The organism is Corallococcus carmarthensis (assembly GCF_003611695.1).
GTDB lineage: Bacteria > Myxococcota > Myxococcia > Myxococcales > Myxococcaceae > Corallococcus > Corallococcus carmarthensis.
This window is the reverse complement of sequence record NZ_RAWE01000046.1, coordinates 37,132-55,213: the sequence shown is the minus strand read 5'-3', so window position 1 is coordinate 55,213 and position 18,082 is coordinate 37,132. Positions and strand designations below refer to the sequence as shown.

16 protein-coding genes are annotated in these 18,082 nt (G+C 72.8%); 4 read left to right on the top strand and 12 right to left on the bottom strand.

What is annotated here, in order from left to right:
- The 6 genes from D7X32_RS46255 to D7X32_RS15215 all read right to left on the bottom strand — a co-directional run.
- The coding region (locus D7X32_RS46255) for a DUF6444 domain-containing protein (RefSeq protein WP_244239025.1) at positions 1–225 on the bottom strand (225 nt) is incomplete at its 3' end.
- Positions 226–416: 191 nt separating this feature from the next.
- The gene (locus D7X32_RS15235) at positions 417–1,667 is read right to left on the bottom strand and encodes a hydroxymethylglutaryl-CoA synthase family protein (protein WP_120603270.1); all 1,251 of its coding nucleotides are present in this window, start codon (positions 1,665–1,667) and stop codon (positions 417–419) included.
- 41 nt (positions 1,668–1,708) lie between these two features.
- The gene (locus tag D7X32_RS15230; protein ID WP_120603269.1) at positions 1,709–2,746 is read right to left on the bottom strand and encodes a zinc-binding dehydrogenase; all 1,038 of its coding nucleotides are present in this window, start codon (positions 2,744–2,746) and stop codon (positions 1,709–1,711) included.
- 45 nt (positions 2,747–2,791) lie between these two features.
- Entirely contained in the window at positions 2,792–3,538 is a 747-nt protein-coding gene (locus tag D7X32_RS15225; RefSeq protein ID WP_120603268.1) for a CoA-transferase subunit beta, read from the bottom strand.
- Positions 3,535–4,335: a CoA transferase subunit A gene (locus tag D7X32_RS15220; RefSeq protein ID WP_120603267.1), complete on the bottom strand. Its 801-nt coding sequence runs from the start codon at positions 4,333–4,335 to the stop codon at positions 3,535–3,537. Before D7X32_RS15220 ends, D7X32_RS15225 begins: the two co-directional genes overlap by 4 nt.
- The gene (locus tag D7X32_RS15215) at positions 4,332–5,033 is read right to left on the bottom strand and encodes a TetR/AcrR family transcriptional regulator (RefSeq protein WP_120603266.1); all 702 of its coding nucleotides are present in this window, start codon (positions 5,031–5,033) and stop codon (positions 4,332–4,334) included. Before D7X32_RS15215 ends, D7X32_RS15220 begins: the two co-directional genes overlap by 4 nt.
- Before the next feature lie 199 nt (positions 5,034–5,232).
- Here D7X32_RS15215 and D7X32_RS15210 point away from each other — a divergent pair, with 199 nt between their 5' ends.
- The 4 genes from D7X32_RS15210 to D7X32_RS15195 all read left to right on the top strand — a co-directional run bounded on the left by D7X32_RS15210 (position 5,233) and on the right by D7X32_RS15195 (position 9,710).
- The gene (locus D7X32_RS15210; protein ID WP_120603265.1) at positions 5,233–7,365 is read left to right on the top strand and encodes a two-component system sensor histidine kinase NtrB; all 2,133 of its coding nucleotides are present in this window, start codon (positions 5,233–5,235) and stop codon (positions 7,363–7,365) included.
- Positions 7,343–8,713: a sigma-54-dependent transcriptional regulator gene (locus tag D7X32_RS15205; protein ID WP_438358976.1), complete on the top strand. Its 1,371-nt coding sequence runs from the start codon at positions 7,343–7,345 to the stop codon at positions 8,711–8,713. The genes D7X32_RS15210 and D7X32_RS15205 overlap by 23 nt, the downstream gene beginning before the upstream one ends.
- 117 nt (positions 8,714–8,830) lie before the next feature.
- The gene (locus D7X32_RS15200; RefSeq protein ID WP_120603264.1) at positions 8,831–9,196 is read left to right on the top strand and encodes a DNA-binding response regulator; all 366 of its coding nucleotides are present in this window, start codon (positions 8,831–8,833) and stop codon (positions 9,194–9,196) included.
- A complete protein-coding gene (locus D7X32_RS15195) occupies positions 9,189–9,710 on the top strand; it encodes a DUF6232 family protein (protein WP_147450160.1) in 522 nt (173 codons plus the stop codon). The genes D7X32_RS15200 and D7X32_RS15195 overlap by 8 nt, the downstream gene beginning before the upstream one ends.
- Here the strand turns inward: D7X32_RS15195 and D7X32_RS15190 are convergent.
- The 6 genes from D7X32_RS15190 to D7X32_RS15165 form a co-directional block, all read right to left on the bottom strand.
- Complete coding sequence (locus tag D7X32_RS15190; protein WP_120603262.1) at positions 9,661–10,692, bottom strand: LLM class flavin-dependent oxidoreductase; 1,032 nt, start codon at positions 10,690–10,692, stop codon at positions 9,661–9,663. The two genes, D7X32_RS15195 and D7X32_RS15190, sit on opposite strands and share 50 nt — an antisense overlap.
- Positions 10,693–10,957: 265 nt before the next feature.
- Positions 10,958–12,757, bottom strand: a complete 1,800-nt coding sequence (locus D7X32_RS15185; RefSeq protein ID WP_120603274.1) for a GGDEF domain-containing response regulator — start codon at positions 12,755–12,757, stop codon at positions 10,958–10,960.
- A 119-nt stretch (positions 12,758–12,876) separates the two neighbouring features.
- Positions 12,877–14,313, bottom strand: coding sequence for a CHASE2 domain-containing protein (locus D7X32_RS15180; RefSeq protein ID WP_244239024.1), 1,437 nt, complete (start codon positions 14,311–14,313; stop codon positions 12,877–12,879).
- Positions 14,314–14,350: 37 nt separating this feature from the next.
- On the bottom strand, positions 14,351–15,529 hold the full coding sequence (locus D7X32_RS15175; protein WP_244239023.1) for a FecR family protein: 1,179 nt from the start codon (positions 15,527–15,529) through the stop codon (positions 14,351–14,353).
- Entirely contained in the window at positions 15,526–17,553 is a 2,028-nt protein-coding gene (locus tag D7X32_RS15170; protein ID WP_244239022.1) for an OmpA family protein, read from the bottom strand. The genes D7X32_RS15175 and D7X32_RS15170 overlap by 4 nt, the downstream gene beginning before the upstream one ends.
- A gap of 32 nt (positions 17,554–17,585) precedes the next feature.
- Complete coding sequence (locus tag D7X32_RS15165) at positions 17,586–17,975, bottom strand: response regulator (RefSeq protein ID WP_120603272.1); 390 nt, start codon at positions 17,973–17,975, stop codon at positions 17,586–17,588.
- Between the last annotated feature and the right edge of the window lie 107 nt (positions 17,976–18,082).

Genomic DNA, 18,082 nt, shown 5'->3' with positions numbered 1-18,082 from the left:
CTTACGCCCCGTCGGCTCCGACTTCCTGGGCGGCGTACCGGGTGGGTCCGAGGACGGAGGCTTCGAGGAATTGCGCGAGGTACTCCGCAGCCGCGCCTCCAGCTCTGCGATGCGAGCCTCCTGCTGCGCAATGCGAGCCTCCTGCTGCTCGATTCGCGCGAGCGCAGCGCTCAGCAGTCGCTCCAGCTCCGCGATACGCGCATCTCTTGGGTCGGGCGTGGCCACGCCCCATTATTTCTAATCCGCCCCCGGCCCACGTCGAGCGTGGTGAGGCCCACCGTTCGCTGCCTCACCGCCCCCTCAGGCGAGCACCACCCCGTGAACGCTTACCTCTTGACTACCGAGTACGCGAACGGGCGATGCACGCCGACCAGCGCGCATCGCCCGTGAGCTGCCTCAAACTCCAGACACTGGCCTCAAGCGCCCGCGTACTTGCGGCGGAACTCGTGGATCTCCGCCAGCCGGAACGTGCCCGGCTCCGGAGCAATCGCCTCCGGCGCGTCGTAGGGCAGGTTCATCAGCCGCTCGTACTCCTCCACCGACACGCGCTCGCGCTTCGCCAACACCGTGTCCAGGTCCGCGCGGGCCATGCGCTCCGCCGCCTTCTCACCGACGATGCCGGAGAAGAACTCCGCGCAGGAGCCGCTGCCGTAGGACAGGAGGCCGATGCGCTGATTCGCCAGCGCCGCGCCCTCCGCGTGCAGCTGGCCCGCGAGCGCCAGGTACAGCGACGCCGTGTAGACGTTGCCCACCCGGGCGTTCAGCCCCAGCGACTTCGCCACCTGCGCGTCGTAGCTGGCCTGCGACTTCGCGGACTCGTCGCGGGCTTCGGGCGTCACCGGCCCGTTGCTGGAGTCCTCCAGGTCGCACAGCCGCACCTGCGCGTGCGCCTTGCGCGCCATCTTGCAGAAGGGCACGTGGTAGAGGATGCGCGCCAGCTGCTCGCTGGGCAGCTTCGAATCCCACCGCACCAGCCCCTGCTCCAGCGCGCGCTCGCGCCAGCCCCGGTACGCACCCGCCATGGCGTCCAGGTAGCAGGTGATGGAGTAGTGCCCGTCCACCAGCGCCTCGCGCCGGCCCACCGGCCGCCAGAAGTCGTACACGTCCGCGGTGCTCACGCCGTTGAGCCCCACGTCCAGCGCCAGCAGGTCCGGCGTCTCCGACACCAGCAGCGCCACCGCGCCGCCGCCCTGCGTGGGCTCGCCCGCCGTCTTCAGGCCGTAGCGCGCGATGTCCGTGCACACCACCAGCGCGGAGCGCCCCGCCGCGGCGCCGGACGCAATCCACTCCGCCGCCGCCATCAGGCCCGCCGTGCCGCCGTAGCAGGCGTGCTGCGAGTCGAACGTGCGCATGGCGCGCGGCAGCTTCAAGAGGCCGTGCACGTGCGACGCGATGGGCTTCGAGTGGTCCACGCCCGTCTCGGTGCCCACCACCAGCATGCCCAGCTTGGACGTGTCCACGCCCTGCTGCTGGATGAGCCGCGCGGCCGCCGTGGCCGCCAGCGACACGGAGTCCTCACCCGGGTCGTTGACCGCCATCTCCTTCGCGCCCAGGCCCGCGGTGAACTTCGCCGGGTCCACGCCGCGCGCCCGCGCCAGGTCTTCGATGTCCACGTACCGCCGGGGGACCGCCACCGCCAGCGCTTCGATTCCAACCCGCTTCTTCATGGGGAACTCCTCAAGTCAAAAGGTCGCGAATGCAGAGGGCCTCAGGCCGCCGGCGGCACCAGCACCAGCCGGCCCGCCACTTCCCGGTTCTCCAGCCGGAAGTGCGCGCGGCCCGCCTCCGCCAGCGCCACCTCTTCCGACACGAAGGGGCGGATGAGGCCCTTGGCCGTCAGCCGCAGGGACTCGTCCAGCTCCTCGCGCGTCGTCGCGTACGCGCCAAGAATCTCCAGCTCCTTCACGATGACCAGCCCCGGGTTGAGGTTCACCACCCCCGACTCCAGGTTGCCCACCACCACCACGCGCCCACCGGGAGCCATGGCCTTGAGCGTCTGGTCGAAGGTGGCGCTGCCGACGATCTCCACCGCCACATCCACACCCTGGCCCTGCGTGCGCTTTCGCGCCTCTGCCCCGAAGTCCAGGCCGCGCGAAACAATCACCTCGTCCGCGCCCGCCTCCTTCAGCGCCGCCACCTTCGCCTCGCCGGACGTGATGGCGATGACGCGCGCCCCGTCCACCTTCGCCAGCTGCACGGCCGCCAGCCCCACGCCGCCGCTGGCGCCGGTGATGAGGACCGTCTCACCGGCCTTCACCTTCGCCCGCGTGCGCAGCGTGTGGACGGCGGTGCCCAGCGTGCAGCACACCGTCGCGGCCACCGCCCAGGGCAGGTCGGACGGCACGCGGCCCAGGCCGCGCACCGGGGCCACCATGAACTGCGCGTAGCCGCCCTGGAGCTCCTCGCCGAAGAAGCGGTTGTCCGTCTTGCACAGGCTGTTGCGGCCGGAGAGGCACAGCGCGCACTCGCCGCAGGACATGCGCTGCAGCGTCGCCGCGCGGTCGCCCACCTTCCAGCCCACCGTGTCCGGGCCGACCTCCACCACCTCGCCCGCGGCCTCGTGCCCCAGGATGGCCGGCACGTGCGTGCGGGGCAGGTTGCCGCGGCGGTTGATGACGTCGTGGTAGCAGACGCCGCACGCGTGGACCTTCAGCAGCACCTCGCCCTTGCCCGGCCGGGGAATCGGCACGGTCTCCAGACGCAGGTTCTCTGCACTCCCGAACTGGCGAAGAACGACAGCCTCCATGCGGTGCCTCTTTCCGTGTTGCGCTAAAGGGTGGGGGAAGACGGTTCAGCCGCCGACCAGCGCGTCGCGCAGGTTGCGGGGGTCCAGCGCGCGGATGGCCGACACCGTGCGCGCGTCCGGAAGCGAGGTGACGGGCAGGGCGTCCGGCACCGCGAACTCGAAGCCGGTGCGCTCGGCGATGCCGTCCACCGTGGCCCACGGGTGACGCGACAACAGCCGCGCCCCACGAGGCCCGCCCAGCTCAAACGTGCCCAGGTCGGAGATGAGCCGCACCGGACGGCTGGGGTCGCGCGTCGTGGCCACCTGGACCTGGGGGACCAGGTTGCGGCGCGACTGCCGGGGCACCAGCAGCACGGGGTTCTTCACCCACTGGCGCAGCGTGGCCGCGCCCGCGACTCCGGGGAACTTGGCGCGAGGCTTCTCCAGGCTGCCGGACGCCGTCATGTTGGTGCGGCCCGCCGGATCCACCTCCGCCGCGCCGAAGAACACCGTGTCCACCCGGCCGCGCCGCGCGTGGTCGAACAGGTCCGCGATGCTCACCTCCGCGGACCGGCCGTCCAGGTACCGCAGGTCCTCCGACGACGGGTACAGCTCCGGCAGGTCCGGATCCAACGAGCCCACGCACGCCAGGTACGTCAGCCCCGGCGCATGCGTGGCCCGAGCCACCGCGATCGCCAGGATGACCAGCGGCGACGCCACACCCGTGGCCACCACCGAGCCGTCCTCAATCTCCCGTGCCAGCAGCGACACCACCGTCTCCGCGGGCGTCGCGTCCACCGTCGTCGCCGTCATGCCGCGCTCCGCGTCGCGCGCAGCGACATGAGGAAGCCCTTCGCTTCGCCCGCTTCCGCCGCGGCCAGGTAGGCCGCCAGCATCGCGTCGTCATGCGGGTACTTGCCCAGGCACCCCGTGGGCAGCGCGCCACCGGGGGCGAGCACCACGCGCTCCACCTGGAAGGCGGGGATGGTCACGCGCGACAGCTTCGGCACGCGCTCCTCCACCGTGACGATGATCCGCTTCGCCGCGCCCGCGACGAGCAGGTCCGTGGTGGGGTCCTCGATGAAGAGGTTGCCCTTGTCGTCCGCCGCACGCGCGTGGATGAGCGCCACGTCCGGGTAGTAGGCGGGCTCCACCGGCACGCGGCGGCCCGTGAAGGGATCCTCCACCGTGCGTGGGGCGTCCACCTCCGCCAGCTCCGACACGTCCGCGTCCGGCGCGGGGATGAAGGGCAGCCCCATGGACGCCGCGCGCAGCCGCTGCACCACGCGGTAGCCGTCGTGCTCGCGCCACGCGATGTCGCCCGCCTCGATGGCCCGCTTGAGGCAGGGCAGGGGACGCACGCGGTTCTCCAGCACCAGCGCGCCGAAGGGCAGCTCCACGCGCTTCAGGCACCCGCCCGCCACCAGGAACTCCGCCGGCAGCGGGTTGGGCAGGGAGATGAGCTGCAGGTCGCGCTTCTCCTGCGCCACCAGCTCCAGCACCAGCGCCATGGGCGCGCGGCCCAGCATGAACCCACCGGCCGCGAGCGATGCGCCGTCCGGGATGGAGGCCACCGCCTCCGACAGGGAACTCCAACGGGCGCGGTTCACTGGGGCTCCTCTCCGGAACCTGAAGCGGAAGCGGCGCGCGGCACCATGCGGAGCGCGGGCGCGTCCTGGTCATCAGACGCAGGGGCCGCGGCGGACACACCCACCGCTGCGCTGGGGAAGAGCAGCTCCACCATGCCGTCGGCGATCTGCTCTTCGGTGAGGCGGCCGTCCGGCTTGAACCACTTGTAGACCCAGAGGATCATCCCCAGGAACGAGAAGGCCGCGACGGTGGGATCCACCACGCCGCGCAGGCGGCCCAGGCGGTTGGCCTCCGCGAACGCGTCCTCCAGGAAGCGCACGTAGCGCTTCTTGCGCCGGTCGATGTACTCGCGCGCTTCACCGGTGAGCGTGGCGTGCTCGTGGAGGATGATGATGACCTCCTTGCTGCGGCCACTCGTCACCAGGTGGATGTTCTGGCGCATGCACTGGCGCAGGCGCTCGACGGGGTCCACCACGTCCTGCACGGGCGCGAGGACCTGCTCCTCGAACACGTCCATGCCGTAGTTCATGATGGCGAAGAGCAGCTGCTCCTTGTTCTGGATGTGGTGGTAGAGCCCCGCCTTGGTCATCCGGCACGCGGCGGCGATCTCCTGCATCGACGTGCCCTCGTAGCCGCGCTCGCAGATGAGCCGCGCCGCCGTCTCCAGGATGGTCCGGTACCGCTCGCCCTCATCCGGTTTGCGCCCTGTGGGTGTCATGCGTGCCTTCCCTCGCCGGCCTGCCTGCTCCTGCCGGGCTGAAACCACCTACCGACCGGTAGGTCACTTCACCTACCGACCGGTAGGTAGCACTGGCCAACGCAGTTCGTCAATGGGCAAGCACCGGAGGGCAGGTGGGATAAAAGCCATTGGAAACAAGGACTTGGACCCACCCGACGGATTAGGCTGTGGGTCTTTCATGCGGTCCACACTCCTGCCCATCCTCCTGCTGTGCGCCGCGCTCGCGAGCGTGGGGGTGGGGGTCTGGACGTTGGTGAAGCGCAGCCGGACGGCCCTGGTGGAGCAGTTCGCGGGGGACCGGCAGAAGCAGCTGGACGAGGCCGTGGGCGGCGTCACCGACTCGCTGGAGGAGGTGGGCAAGAACCTGCGCTTCGCCGGGGAGCTGATGTCCCAGCCGGGGAGCCTGCCGGAGCACCGGCGCGAGCTGCGCGCGCTGCTGGAGGCGGTGGGCCAGTACAAGGCCATCGCGGCGTACGACGGCGACGGCGCGGAGCGGCTCCTGCTGTTGGACCGCAAGCCGGACGCGCAGGTGACTCGCGAGGGGCTGGTGGCGGAGATGGCCGGGACGGCGCGCCGGGCGTTGCAGCGTCCGCCGGGGGACCTGACCACGTCGCCCATCCTGGACGCGGCCAACGGCGGCTGGCTGCGCATCCTGGCCACGGCGTTGCCCGCGACGGACGGCAAGCCCGAGGGCGCGGTGGCGGTGCTGGTGGACACGGAGTCCTTCTTCGCGCCGCTGCGCATCGTCACGTCGGACCTGGAGGCGCGGATGCTGCTCGTGGGCACGCACGGCCAGCCCACCCCCGCGAGCGACCCGGGCCTGGCGGAGTGGTTCCGCCGCGCGAGCCAGAAGGACGCGGGCGTGCCGGGCTTCGCGTTCCTCGTGACGCGGCTGAAGGCCGGCGCGCGCGGCATGCTGCCCCTGTCCGAACAGGAGGCGGAGCGGCTGGGGCTGGGGCGCGCGGAGGTGGTGGCCGTCTACACGCCCATCCGCATGCGCGGCGGCAGCCACTGGGCGGTGGCGACGCTGGTGTCCACCGCGGCGCTGCGTTCGCACGAGCAGTCGCTGGTGGTGCGGCTGTTGGGCGCGGGCGCGCTGGTGGCGTTCTTCCTGGTGACCTTCGCGGTGTACGTGGTGCTGGCGCGCCGTCGCGCGGTGGCGCTCCGGGAGAGCCGCCGGCACGCGGCCCAGCTCGCCGCGCTCCATGACCGGACGCGAAAGATCCTCGACCACATTCCCACGGGCGTCCTGGCGCTGACGGCGGACGGGCGGATCAGCGCCGTCAACCAGGCCCTGCGCTCACGCGTGCCCGGCAACGTGACGGGTGCGCCGCTGACGGCCGCGTTCCCTTCGGCTCCGGCGCCGGTGGTGGAGCGGCTCGCGGCGTTGGTGGCCTCCGCGCAGCAGGAGGACCGGCCGTTGAGCCTGCTGGGAGAACCGTTGGCGCTCTTTGGCGAGGAGGGCACGTACAACCTGCACGCGGTGCCGCTGACGGCCGAGGATCCGAAGGAGGAGACCCGCGCGCTCCTCGTCGTGGAGGACCTGAGTGACGTGCGCGCGCTGGAGACGCAGCTGTTGCGCGCGGAGAAGCTGGCCACCGTGGGTGTGCTGGCGGCGGGCATCGCGCATGAAATCGGCACGCCGCTGGGCGTGGTGCGCGGCCGGGCGGAGTACGTGCAGGGGAAGCTGGGCCCCTCGCACCCGCAGGGGCCGGGGCTGGGCGTCATCGTCGAGCAGATCGACCGGGTGAGCCGCACGCTGCGCCAGCTGCTGGACTTCTCGCGCCTGCAACCCGCGATGGTGCGGCCGGTGGCGCTGGGACCGCTCGCGCGGAGCGTGCATGAGCTGCTGCAGGTGGAAGCGGAGCGGCGGCGGGTGACGCTGAGCGTGGACGTGCCGGAGTCGGTGCCCTCGCTGGCGGCGGACTCGGATCAGCTCCAGCAGGTGCTGCTCAACCTCACGCTCAACGCGTGCGATGCGTGCAGCGAGGGCGGGAAGGTGGAGGTCTCCGCTTCCGCGCTGGCGGGGCCGGAGGAGGGGACCTGGGGCCTGGTCGCGCTCACGGTGCGCGACGACGGGTGTGGGATTCCCAAGGAGCGCCTCAACCAGGTGTTCGACCCGTTCTTCACGACGAAGAAGCGCGGGCAGGGCACGGGGCTGGGGTTGACGATGGTGGCCCACGTCGTGCGCAACCACGGCGGCCGGGTGGAGCTGGAGAGCACGCCGGGGCAGGGCACCCGCGTCACCGTGCTGTGGCCGGTGGCCCGCGCCGTCCCAGAGGAACGCCATGCCGAGCGACTTGCCGTCTGACGCACGCATCCTCGTGGTGGACGACCACGTGGAGATGGGGCGCATGCTCCAGGAGCCGCTGGCCGACGCGGGCTGGACGGTGGACCTGGCCACGGGCGGCCAGGAGGCGCTGACGCTCATCCGCTCGCGCGTGTACGACGCGGTGCTGACCGACCTGCGCATGGAGAAGGTGGACGGGCTGGACGTGCTGGACGCGGCCCGCGCGGTGGACCCGGAGCTGCCCGTGCTGCTGATGACGGCCTTTGGCGGCGTGGAGAGCGCCGTGGAGGCGATGCGCCGGGGCGCGTACCACTACTTCACCAAGCCCTTCCGCCTGGACGAAGTGCGGCTCTACCTGGGCCGGGCGCTGGAGGACCGCCGGCTGCGCGCCGAGCACCGGGCGCTGAAGCAGGCGTCGCAGGAGCGCTCGGGGTTGGGCGCGATGGTGGGCAGGAGCGCGCCCATGCGCGGGATGTACGAGCTCATCGACCGGGTGGCGCACGCGGCGGCCCCGGTGCTGCTCCGGGGCGAGAGCGGCAGCGGCAAGGAGCTGGTGGCCCGCGCGCTCCACGTGGAAGGGCCGCGCGCGTCCAGTCCCTTCGTGGCCGTCAACTGCACCGCGCTGCCGGGGCCGCTGCTGGAGAGCGAGCTGTTCGGCCACGTGAAGGGCGCCTTCACCGGAGCGACGTCCGTGCGGCGCGGCCTGTTCGTGGAGGCGCACGGCGGCACGCTGTTCCTGGACGAGATTGGCGACATGCCCACGGAGCTCCAGGCGCGGCTGTTGCGCGTGCTGGAGGACGGCGAGGTGCGCGCGGTGGGCTCGGATGCCAGCCGCACGGTGGATGTGCGTGTGGTGGCGGCGACGCACCAGGACCTGGAGGCGCGCGTGCGGGAAGGGCGCTTCCGCGCGGACCTCTTCTACCGGCTCAACGTCGTCACGCTGCGGGTGCCTTCGCTGAAGGAGCGCCGCGAGGACATCCCCCAGCTGGTGGAGCACTTCACCGCCCGCTCCCGTGCGCGCAACCCGCGCTCCCGCGTGACGTCGCTGTCACCGGAGGTGGTGGCCGCGCTGGGTGCCATGCCCTGGCCGGGCAACGTGCGCGAGCTGGAGAACCTGGTGGAGCGGCTGGTGGTGCTCGTCCCCCGGGAGACGGTGACGCTGGAGGACCTGCGGCCGCATGCTCCGGTGCCCTCCGCGCAGGAGGCGGACCCGCTCGCCCAGGCTCGGGAGGGCGTGTGGACCCTGCGCAAGCTGGAGGGGGAGTACATCCACTGGATGGTCCAGCACTGCGGCGGGAACAAGACCCGCGCCGCGGAGCTCTTGGGCATCGATGTGTCCACCATCCATCGTCGCGAGCGGGAGCGGTAGAGCCCCCGCGTGGCAATCCGCCACGGGGGGATGGCGGATTGCCACGGTCCATTGGCGATCACTCCCTGGCCCCGGGGGACGGTGGTTCCGGCATGTAGCTTGCTGTGACGTGGGGCCGTGGCGTCCCTGCGCACAACCCGGGCCTTGCTGCTCGGAGCGGATGAGTCCCTGGCCTCGCTGCTGGCGGACGTGCTGGGCGACCTGGGCATCGCCCTGTTCCTGGACGCCGCGGACGCGGCCCGGCCGGACCTGGTGCTGGCGCATGTGGAGCGCGGGGAGGCCATCCTCCCGGTGCTGACGCGCGCGCGGGCCTGCGCCGCCGCCGCGCCCGTCGTCGTCCTGCTGCCCTTCGCGGACGAGCGCCTGGTGTCCCGCGCCCTGTGTCAGGGGGCCCGGGCATGTTTCGCGCTGGGCCGTCCGCTCGATGAGCTTCGCGCCCTCCTGCGCTCGCACTTTCCTCTGTTGGAGACCACCCATGGGTGAACCGATGACCGTCGTCACCGTGCTGCGTCCCGTTGTCCCCCTGCGTGAAGTGGACCGCCGGCCGGTGGCTCCGCCGGAGCCGCTGGTGGCTCCGGTGCCGGACGCGGGTGAGCCCTCCCTCTTCCAGGCCGGTCAGGTTCGCGTCACCCGCGACCGGCTCGTCGTGGGGGGCCAGAGCTGGGCGCTGCGCGACGTGCTCCAGGTGGAGACCTCGCGCCGCACTCCGAAGGTGTGGCCCTACCTGCTCGCGGTGGGACTGGCCGGGGCGCTGGGACTGCCGCTGTTGTCCTGGCTGTCCGTCAGCGTCACGGCGCTGAGGGGCGCGTACGAGGCGGGGCTCGTCCTCACCGCCCTGGGCCTCTTCGCGTCCATGGCCGCGCTGCTCGTGGTGGAGGACACCCACTACCTGGTGCTGGGGCTGCCGGGCGGCGCGCGCCGCGTCTTCGGCAGCCACGACGCCCAGCTCATCGCGCGGCTTGCGGGGACGGTGCGGGCCGCGTGTCAGCGGCCGTGAGCTGCTCGCGCACCTGAGCGACGATTTCGAAGGAGCGCAGCCGCGCGGCGTGGTCGTGGATCTGCGCGGTGATCATCAGCTCGTCGGCCCCGGTCTGCTTGAGCAGGGACTGGAGCCCCTCGCGCACGCTGTCCGGCGAGCCCACCACGGTGCACGCCAGCATGTGCTCGATCTCCGCCAGCTCCATCTCGTTGAGCTGACCGTCCATGCTGTCCACCGGCGGCAACAGCGGACCTGGACGGCCGCGGCGCAGGTTGATGAAGGCCTGGAGCAGCGACGTGAAGAGGCGCTGGGCCTCCGTGTCCGTGTCCGCGGCGAAGACGTTGACGCCAATCATCGCGTACGGCTTCTGGAGCACGTCCGACGGGCGGAACTGCGTGCGGTACAGGTGCAGCGCGCTCATCATCTGCGCGGGCGCGAAGTGCGACGCGAACGCGAAGGGCAGGCCAAGTGCCGCGGCCAGCTGCGCGCTGAAGGTGCTGGAGCCCAGCAGCCACAGGGGCACGTGCAGGCCCGCGCCCGGCACCGCGCGCACGGCCTGGCCCGGCGTGGGGTCCTTGAAGTAGTTCTGCAGCTCCACCACGTCCTGCGGGAAGCTGTCAGCACCGCCCAGGCCCCGGCGCAGGGCGGCGGAGGTGCGCTGATCCGTCCCCGGCGCGCGGCCCAGGCCCAGGTCGATGCGGCCGGGGTAGAGCGTCTCCAGGGTGCCGAACTGCTCCGCGATGATCAGCGGCGCGTGGTTGGGCAGCATGACGCCGCCCGCGCCCACGCGAATCTTCTTCGTGCCCCCCGCCACGTACCCGATGACCACCGACGTGGCCGCGCTGGCGATGCCCGTCATGTTGTGGTGCTCGGCCAGCCAGAAGCGCTGGTAGCCCAGGTCTTCCGCGTGGCGGGCCAGGTCCAGGCTGTTGCGCAGGGCGAGGCCGGGGTCGCCCCCGGAGATGACGGGGGACAGGTCGAGGACGGAGAAGGGGATCATCAGGGGGACCCTCGCGCCACGGGGGGCGGGAAAGCCCTTCGATAGCCAGGGGCTCCGGGGTTTTCACGCCATTGACGCCCCCAGCGCCCTCCGGCCTGGCAAGCCGGGGCCCACCCACCCATCAGCCTGGCTTGTCGCCAGACGCGTCCGGGGACCGAGGGCGCTCAGCGGGTCCGACTGTAGGACCCGTCTGCCCGACGCCTTGGCTGCTTGACGGGTCCGACTGCCGGACAGGATTGCCCGAGCCCGCGCCCGGGGGGCGGCCTCAGTCGTGCGGGGGGGCGGCCTTTCGCTCCGGCTTGGCGCGGACCAGCGCGGCGTGCGCGCGGGCCAGGGTGCCGTGGGGATCCTCCTCGCCCTGCACCGTCACCGCGATGGACACGCACGCGGGCTGGCCGGGGAGGTCGTGGAGCTGCTGGCGCACGGCCTCCGCGCCCACGGCATCCGCTCCGGGCAGCGCGAGCAGGAAGGTGTCCCCCGTCCAGCGCACCGCGAAGCCCGGCGCAAGGCAGAGGCTCTCCGCGCGCCGGGCCAGCTCCCGCAGCGCCCCGTCGCCCGCGTCGTAGCCTCGCGTGCGGTTGAGGGTGCCCAGCTCCACCAGGTCCACCAGCACCAGGCTGACGGGCAGCCCTTCCCGGCGGCAGCGGCCAATCTCCTTGGCCAGCCGCTCCTCGCCCACGCGCCGGGTGTCCAGCCCCGTGAGCGCGTCCTGGCGCAGGAGCCGCTCGCGATTGCCCACCAGGTCGGAGCCGATGCTCAGGTCCATCAGCGACAGCATCTGCGCGACGCCCCCGGGCACCAGGAAGGGCCGCGCCACCCAGCGCACCACGCGCGGCCGGGGCCGCTCCAGCGACAGCGTCAGGTGCAGCCCTCGGGAGCTCTCCGCCGCCAGGTCCAGCTGCCGCAGCGTGCCGCCGGGGTCCGCGGTCAGGTTCGCGATGTGCTGGCACAGCGAATCGAAGGCCATGCCCGACAGGCGCTCCTCCGGCAGCCCCAGCAGCTCCGCGAGCGCCGCGTTGGCGGCGAAGGGCTTGCGGCCCGGGGCCACCACCAGCACCGGCACGTCCAGGGCGCTCACGGCCTCGCGCACGAGCGCCAGCGCCGCCGCTTCGGTGAGCACCGGCTCCGGCGCGCTCCTGGGACGCGGCATGGCGGGGCGCAGCCGTCCGTGCGCCGTGGAGTGCTCCAGGTCCTCCGCCACGCGGCCCGCCAGCTCGCGCAGTGCCGCCAGGTCCTCCGTGCCCAGCATCAGCGGACGCGTGTCGATGACGCACAGCGAGCCCAGCACCTCCCCCGTGGAGGTGATGAGCGGAGCGCCCGCGTAGCTGCCGACGATGCCGTCGCGCACCAGCGGGTTGTCCCGGAACACCGGGTGGCGGGTGGCGTCCGGCACCACCATGGCCTCGCGGCCCTGCACCACGTGGTGACAGAAGGACCAGTCGCGCGGCGTGCCGCGGTCCTTCGCGAGCGCGGCGGGCAGCCCCACGTGCGCCTTGAACCACTGGCGGTCCCCCAGCACCAGCGTCAGCAGCGCGACGGGCACCCCGAAGGCCTGCGCCACCTCCGACACCAGCTCCTGCAACTCCTGGTCGGGCACGCCCGGGTCCACCAACCGCAGCTCATCGATGCGCGCGAGCCGCCGCTTCTCCTCGTCCGCGTTCGGCTCCATGGAGCCGCTGCCCGCGAGCTGGCCCGCGAGCGCACGCCGCACGCCGTCGCGCATCGCCTCCGGGCCCGCGCGCCGGCTGAGCAGCGCGTGGATGCCCAGCGCGTCCTTGAGCTGCCACGCGCGCACTCGCAGCTCGTCGAACGCCGTCACCACCATCACCGCCGTACCGCTCGCGTCCGGGCGGCCCCGCAGCCACGCCAGCAGCGCGAACCCGTCCACGCGGGGCAGCGCCAGGTCCGTCACCAGGAGGGTAGGGGCGCCGCGCTGGCGCACCAGCTCCTGGGCCTCCGCCCCATCCCGAGCAACAGTGCCCTCCAGGCCCTCCTGTTGGGCGAGCGCGAGCAGTCCCGCGGCACGGTGGCGATCCGGTTCGGCGATGAGGGCGTAGCGGGGCATGGTGGTCAGCACATGGTGTCACGCATGTCGCACGGACGTACCCTGGTCCTTTGTCCAAGGGGCGCGCGCCGGGCCCCGGGTCGGCCGAGCGAAGCCCCAGGGGGTTCCGCCGCGCCTGGTCAGCCCCGGGGATCGCCCGGCAGTGAGCGTGAAGCCCCGGAGCCCGCATCGCCCGGGGGCGCGCTCGCGTCCGGTGTTCCGGGAGGAGGGGCTTGGGCCTCCCGGGGGAACCGGCCGAACAGGCGCTTGAGGGCGCCGCTCTGCCGCTGCAGGTCCTCGGTGCGCGCCACGGCCTCCGCCAGGGTCACCAGCACCACGCCCACGGCGGCGGGAAGCAGCGGCACGACCCAGCCCGGATCCGCCAGGAGCCAGCCCACGAAGGCCGTGTGCGCGACGAGCAGCAGCGAGGCCTGGACCACCACCGCGCCCAGGCTCCTCGCGCGGCCCCGGCGCCACAGGAGCAGGCCCAGCACCAGCGCCGTCTCCACCAGGCCCAGGACCTCCACGGGGCCCGTGGCCCGCAGCACGCGGCCGGTGCGCAGGTTGTCCATCGCGAAGGCGTGGATCTCCACGCCCGGCACCGCGAGCTGGCCGGGCAGGGTGCTCTGACCGTGCAGCCCCGTGGCGGTGACGCCCACGAACACGGTCTTCTCCCGCAGCGCCAGGTCCAGCCCCACGGAGGACGGCCCCGCGGCCAGCACGTCCGCCAGGCTCACGCGCGGCAACCAGTCCGGCGCGGGCAGCCGCATCAGGGGGGCGCCGTCGTCGGTGGACGCCACGCGGAGGATGGGTTCGGAACGCTCCGGCCACAGGCGCAGCGCCGTCGCCAGCGCGAGCGAGGGCCACGCCTTGCCGTCCACCCGCACCGCGTAGGGGTAGCGCCGGATGACACCGTCCGCGTCCAGCAGCACGTTCAACGTCCCGCTGCCCCAGGCCGCCAGCCGCAGCGGGGCCAGGTTCGTGGACAGGCCCCTCGCGTCCAGGCGCAGCCGGCCCGCGTCCAGGGGCACCGGCGTCAGCGGGTCTCCCGGCACGGGCAGGCCCCCCGTGTCGTCCGCCAGCGCCATGCTGCCCAGGATGACGGTGCCCACCCCGGAGAAGGCCTCCGTGAGGCGCGCATCGCCATCCTGCGCGTACAGCCGCGCCTCCAGGTCGCTGGCCAGCGAGGCGCCCGCGGGCGTGTTCGCGAGCCCCGATGTGCGCAGGCGCTCCAGCACGTCCTCGCCCAGGTCCAGCGCGTCGCGGGACTCCGGCGCGTCGAAGAGGACGTCCACCACCACCGCGTTGGGACGGTATTCCGCCAGCGCCTGGAAGGCCTTGGCCCAGGTGGCGCGCGACAGCGGCCAGCGCTCGCCCAGCGCCGCGAGCGCCCGGTCGTCCACCTCCACCAGCACCAGGTCCGCGGTGGTGGGCAGCGGCGACAGGAGCCGGCTCACCGCGAAGTCATACAGGGCCCGCTCGCCCGGGCCCGGCGCGCCGCCCATCACCGCCGTGCCCACCGCGAGCAGCAGGCCCACGCCCGCGCCCAGGCCCCGCTGCAGGGCGGGAGAGGACAAGCGCGAGGACCTGGGACCGCGATCTGGCAGCGTCATTTCACCCGGCGACGTCGAAGCTGAAGATTCTCGACGGGTAGCCTACGAAGCCGTCGGCGTCCACCGCCAGCACCCGCCAGAACCATTTGCCCGTCCCCTGCGCCGCCGCGTCCACGGTGGGGTGCGTCGACTCCTGGACCTTCACGTCGCCCGCGAAGTCCGCCGTCGACGCCAGCTCCACCCGGTACGTCCTCGCGCCCGGCACGGCCTTCCAGACGAGCGTGGGCGCCTTCGGGTATACGCCGCCGCGCGGCCGCTCCAGCGCCGGGGCCGCCAGCAGCGCCCGGGGGGCTTCCGGCGCCTGGGCCGGCTTCGCCCGTGAACCGAAGCCCGCGTCCACGTCCACGGAGCGCCGCTCCGCGCCCAGGGCCACCTTTCCCTCCAGCGTCTCCACGCGGCTGGTGCCGTCCTCCTGCTGGGACACACGGAAGCGCGTGCCGCGCACGCCCGCCACCGCGCCGCGCGTGCGCACCTCGAAGGTGGAGCCCGCGCCGCCCGGAGCCGCCTGCGTCTCCACCGTGCCCTTCACCAGGTCCAGCAGCACCTTGCGGTGGCGCTCGGCGGTGAGCTCCAGCGTGCCCAGGCGCACCGCGCTCCGGGGGGACAGGAACAGGAGGCTGCCGTCCGCCAGCGCCAGCTCCGCCCGGCCGGTGTCGTTCGTCGCCACGAGCTCACCCGCGTACAGCGAATCTCCCGTCAGTCGCGGCGTGGGCTGCCCTTCGCCGAGGCTCACCGTCACCTGGCCGCTGGCCGTGCGCAGCCGCGCCACCGCGAGCTGCGCGGGGCGCTCCACGTAGGCGAGCTGCAACCGGCCCGGCGTGTTGGCCTCGGCCGGGGGCGCCACGAAGGACACGCGCGTGCGGGGGATGCCGGCATTCACCAGCACCTCCGCCGCGGCCTTCGCCACCGCCAGTCCCTGGCCGTCCAGCCGCTCCGCGTCCGGCAGCTTCGCGGCCACGGTGAGGCCCCGGATTGCGGGGCGCGCCTTCACGGCCTCCGCCACCTCGCGCAGGCAGGCCTCCGTCTGGGGCCCCTTCGCCTCCAGGGGACGGCCCGTCGTGAGCCGCCCGTTGTCGAACGTCAGCCCGCCACAGGCACTGTCCGCCTCCGCCGCGAAGCCCGCGACAGGCGAGGCCAACAGCAGCAGCGACAGCATCAAGGGGGCGCCTGACTTCCTCACGGCGACACTCCATCCGCCTGGCCGGCGGTCCTCAGGATGTTGAATTCCACGCGGCGGTTGTTCTCCCGGCCCTTCGCCGTGTCGTTGGTGTCCACCGGCTTCGTCTGACCGTAGCCCACCGCCTCCAGGCGCGCTCCCGCGATGCCGCCCTTCATCAGCCAGTCGCGCACGTTGTTCGCGCGCCGCTGCGACAGGTCCAGGTTCTTCGCGTCGTTGCCCTGGCTGTCGGTGTGGCCCTCCACGCGCACCCGCTCCAGCTCCGGGTGGGTGCGCAGGATGGAGACCACCTGCGACAGCAGCGGGAACGACTGGGGCAGGATGACGTCCTTGCCGGTGGCGAAATACACCTTGTCCAGGATGACGATGCGCGAGCCCTCCAGGCGCACCTTCGACTCGCCCTTGTCCGGGCACCCGTCGTCGTCCTTCGCCCCGTTGATGACCTCCGCCTCCAGCGGGCACTGATCCGCCGCGTCCGGGATGCCGTCCCTGTCGTTGTCCGGATCCGGGCAGCCGTCCTCGTCCTCGAAGCCGTCCTGGTCCTCGGCCTCCGTGGGGCAGCGGTCCTCGGCGTCCGGGATGCCGTCGCCATCCGTGTCCGAGGAAGCGGGCGGCAGGGCGAGCGCGGCCGGGGGCGGCGCGCCTTCGGTGGTGGCCTTCGTTGCCGGCACCGTGTCCGGGCAGCCGTCGTCGTCGCGGTCGCCGTTCACCGTCTCCGGCTCGGTGGGACAGATGTCGTTCACGTCGGGGATGCCGTCGTTGTCGTCATCCGGATCCAGGCAGCCGTCGTCGTCCTGGAAGCCGTCGAAGTCCTCGGGGCCCAGCGCACAGCCAGGAGCGCGCGCGGCGGCCACCGGAGCAGGGGGGCCACCCGGCGTGTAGGCCAGCCCCGCGAGCACGCGGAAGGCGGGCGTGCCGTAGCCGCGCGTGAGGCCCGGCCCGGCGCCCACATGCGCGGCGAAGCCCTGGGCGAAGCGGTACTTCACCGCGCCCAGCAGCTCCAACGGGAACTCCTCCGTGTCGGACTCCGACAGGCCCACCGCGCCCGCGAGCGTCGCCTGCGCGGACAGCGCCTGCGTGATGGGCACCTCCGCGCCCACGCCGAACGCGAGCTCGTTGCCCACGTGCAGGTTGCGCAGGTCCTGCGCCTCGCGGAGGTTCACGCCCACGTTGGCGAGCAGCCGCAGCGACGACGTGGCCCACTCACCGGCCACGCGCGGCTGGAAGGTGAGCCCTTCCGCGCCCAGGAAGTGGTCGCCGCCGCCGGTGGGCAGGGTGAAGGGCGCGACCACCGCCAGGTTCAGCGCGCCCTTCGACAGCAGCGCCAGCTTGGGCACCACGCGCAGGTCGCCCAGGCCCGCCGTGCCCACGCCGTCCGCGAACTGCTCCGACACGGCGCCCGCGGGCTGCGAACCGGTGACCGTCAGCGGCAGCACCAGGCCCACCTCCAGCCGGTCGAAGAGGGACACCGCGCCCATCAGGTCCAGCGACACCTGCCGCTCCACGATGCGGTAGACGAACCTCTCCTCGCGCGGGTCGTAGAAGTTGAGCGGCCGGTGCGCGTAGTTGAGCGACGCGCCCACGTTCCACGTCAGGTGCGGCGCGACGCGGGCGCTGTTCAGCCCGAGCACGTCGTACGCGCCCGGCCCCGGCTTGTACTGCTGCACATCGATGGCCTGCGACACCGACGGCTGGGCCTCCGCCCGCGACGCGGCGCCGAGCGACAGGCCCACCGCCACCATCAACGCCAGGCCCCGGCCCATGCTCCGGGCAGGCAGGGCCCGGCGGCGGCGCCCGGGGAACGGCACGGCCATCGTGAGGGGGTCCTCCAGGACGTCCTTGCCCCGGGGCTGGCCATCGGGCCGGGGCGACACCGCCCGGACGCTCGAAACCGTCTGGGTGAAGTCCGGCGCATCCTCCGCGAGCGCGGCGGACGGCAGCCGCGACATCGGCAGGCGCAGGACAGCGGGCACGGGGCCCGGGAACCCCCTGCGGGGCACGGGGGGGACGACGGTGGGAGCTTTCATGGGCCTCTACGGGGCGGCGACCGCGTGTTTCCTTATCGCGGAGCTTCCAGCAATTGCGAGACGTGCTCCGCCAGGTCCGGCAGCGGCTGGGGCTTGCTCAGCACCAGGTCCACTCCCAGTGCCTGTGCGCGCGTTCCCAGGTCCGGTGTCGCGAACGCCGTCAGCAACACCATGCGTGTGTCCGGGGAGGCTTCCCGCAGGCGCTCCGCGATGATGAGCCCTTCCTCGGACTGCGTCCCGCTCAGCCGCAGGTCGCTGATGACCAGGTCGTAGCGGCCGTGCTTCACCCGCTCCAACGCCTCATCCAGGTCCGTGGCCGAGTCGACCTCGTACCCCGCGCTGGAGAAGAAGCGGCCCAGGACCCAGCACAGGACCGTTTCGTCATCGATGATCAGCAGGTTCCGGGGCACACGAGGAGGCATGAGCAAGGGCGAGGCCAGGGACCTGGGAATAAAACAGTGTGAAGTCGTTACAGCCACTTGGCCCGGCGGAACACCGTCCGCCGAGCCTGTCTGTCCAGCTTGCGGAT

What these genes read in the sequence shown, in the direction of transcription:
- D7X32_RS15235 (WP_120603270.1), bottom strand. Translation starts at nt 1,667, where the DNA reads ATGAAGAAGCGGGTTGGAATCGAAGCGCTGGCGGTGGCGGTCCCCCGG.
- D7X32_RS15230 (WP_120603269.1), bottom strand. Translation starts at nt 2,746, where the DNA reads ATGGAGGCTGTCGTTCTTCGCCAGTTCGGGAGTGCAGAGAACCTGCGT.
- D7X32_RS15225 (WP_120603268.1), bottom strand. Translation starts at nt 3,538, where the DNA reads ATGACGGCGACGACGGTGGACGCGACGCCCGCGGAGACGGTGGTGTCG.
- D7X32_RS15215 (WP_120603266.1), bottom strand. Translation starts at nt 5,033, where the DNA reads ATGACACCCACAGGGCGCAAACCGGATGAGGGCGAGCGGTACCGGACC.
- D7X32_RS15210 (WP_120603265.1), top strand. Translation starts at nt 5,233, where the DNA reads ATGCGGTCCACACTCCTGCCCATCCTCCTGCTGTGCGCCGCGCTCGCG.
- D7X32_RS15205 (WP_438358976.1), top strand. Translation starts at nt 7,343, where the DNA reads ATGCCGAGCGACTTGCCGTCTGACGCACGCATCCTCGTGGTGGACGAC.
- D7X32_RS15195 (WP_147450160.1), top strand. Translation starts at nt 9,189, where the DNA reads ATGGGTGAACCGATGACCGTCGTCACCGTGCTGCGTCCCGTTGTCCCC.
- D7X32_RS15190 (WP_120603262.1), bottom strand. Translation starts at nt 10,692, where the DNA reads ATGATCCCCTTCTCCGTCCTCGACCTGTCCCCCGTCATCTCCGGGGGC.
- D7X32_RS15185 (WP_120603274.1), bottom strand. Translation starts at nt 12,757, where the DNA reads ATGCCCCGCTACGCCCTCATCGCCGAACCGGATCGCCACCGTGCCGCG.
- D7X32_RS15170 (WP_244239022.1), bottom strand. Translation starts at nt 17,553, where the DNA reads ATGAAAGCTCCCACCGTCGTCCCCCCCGTGCCCCGCAGGGGGTTCCCG.
- D7X32_RS15165 (WP_120603272.1), bottom strand. Translation starts at nt 17,975, where the DNA reads ATGCCTCCTCGTGTGCCCCGGAACCTGCTGATCATCGATGACGAAACG.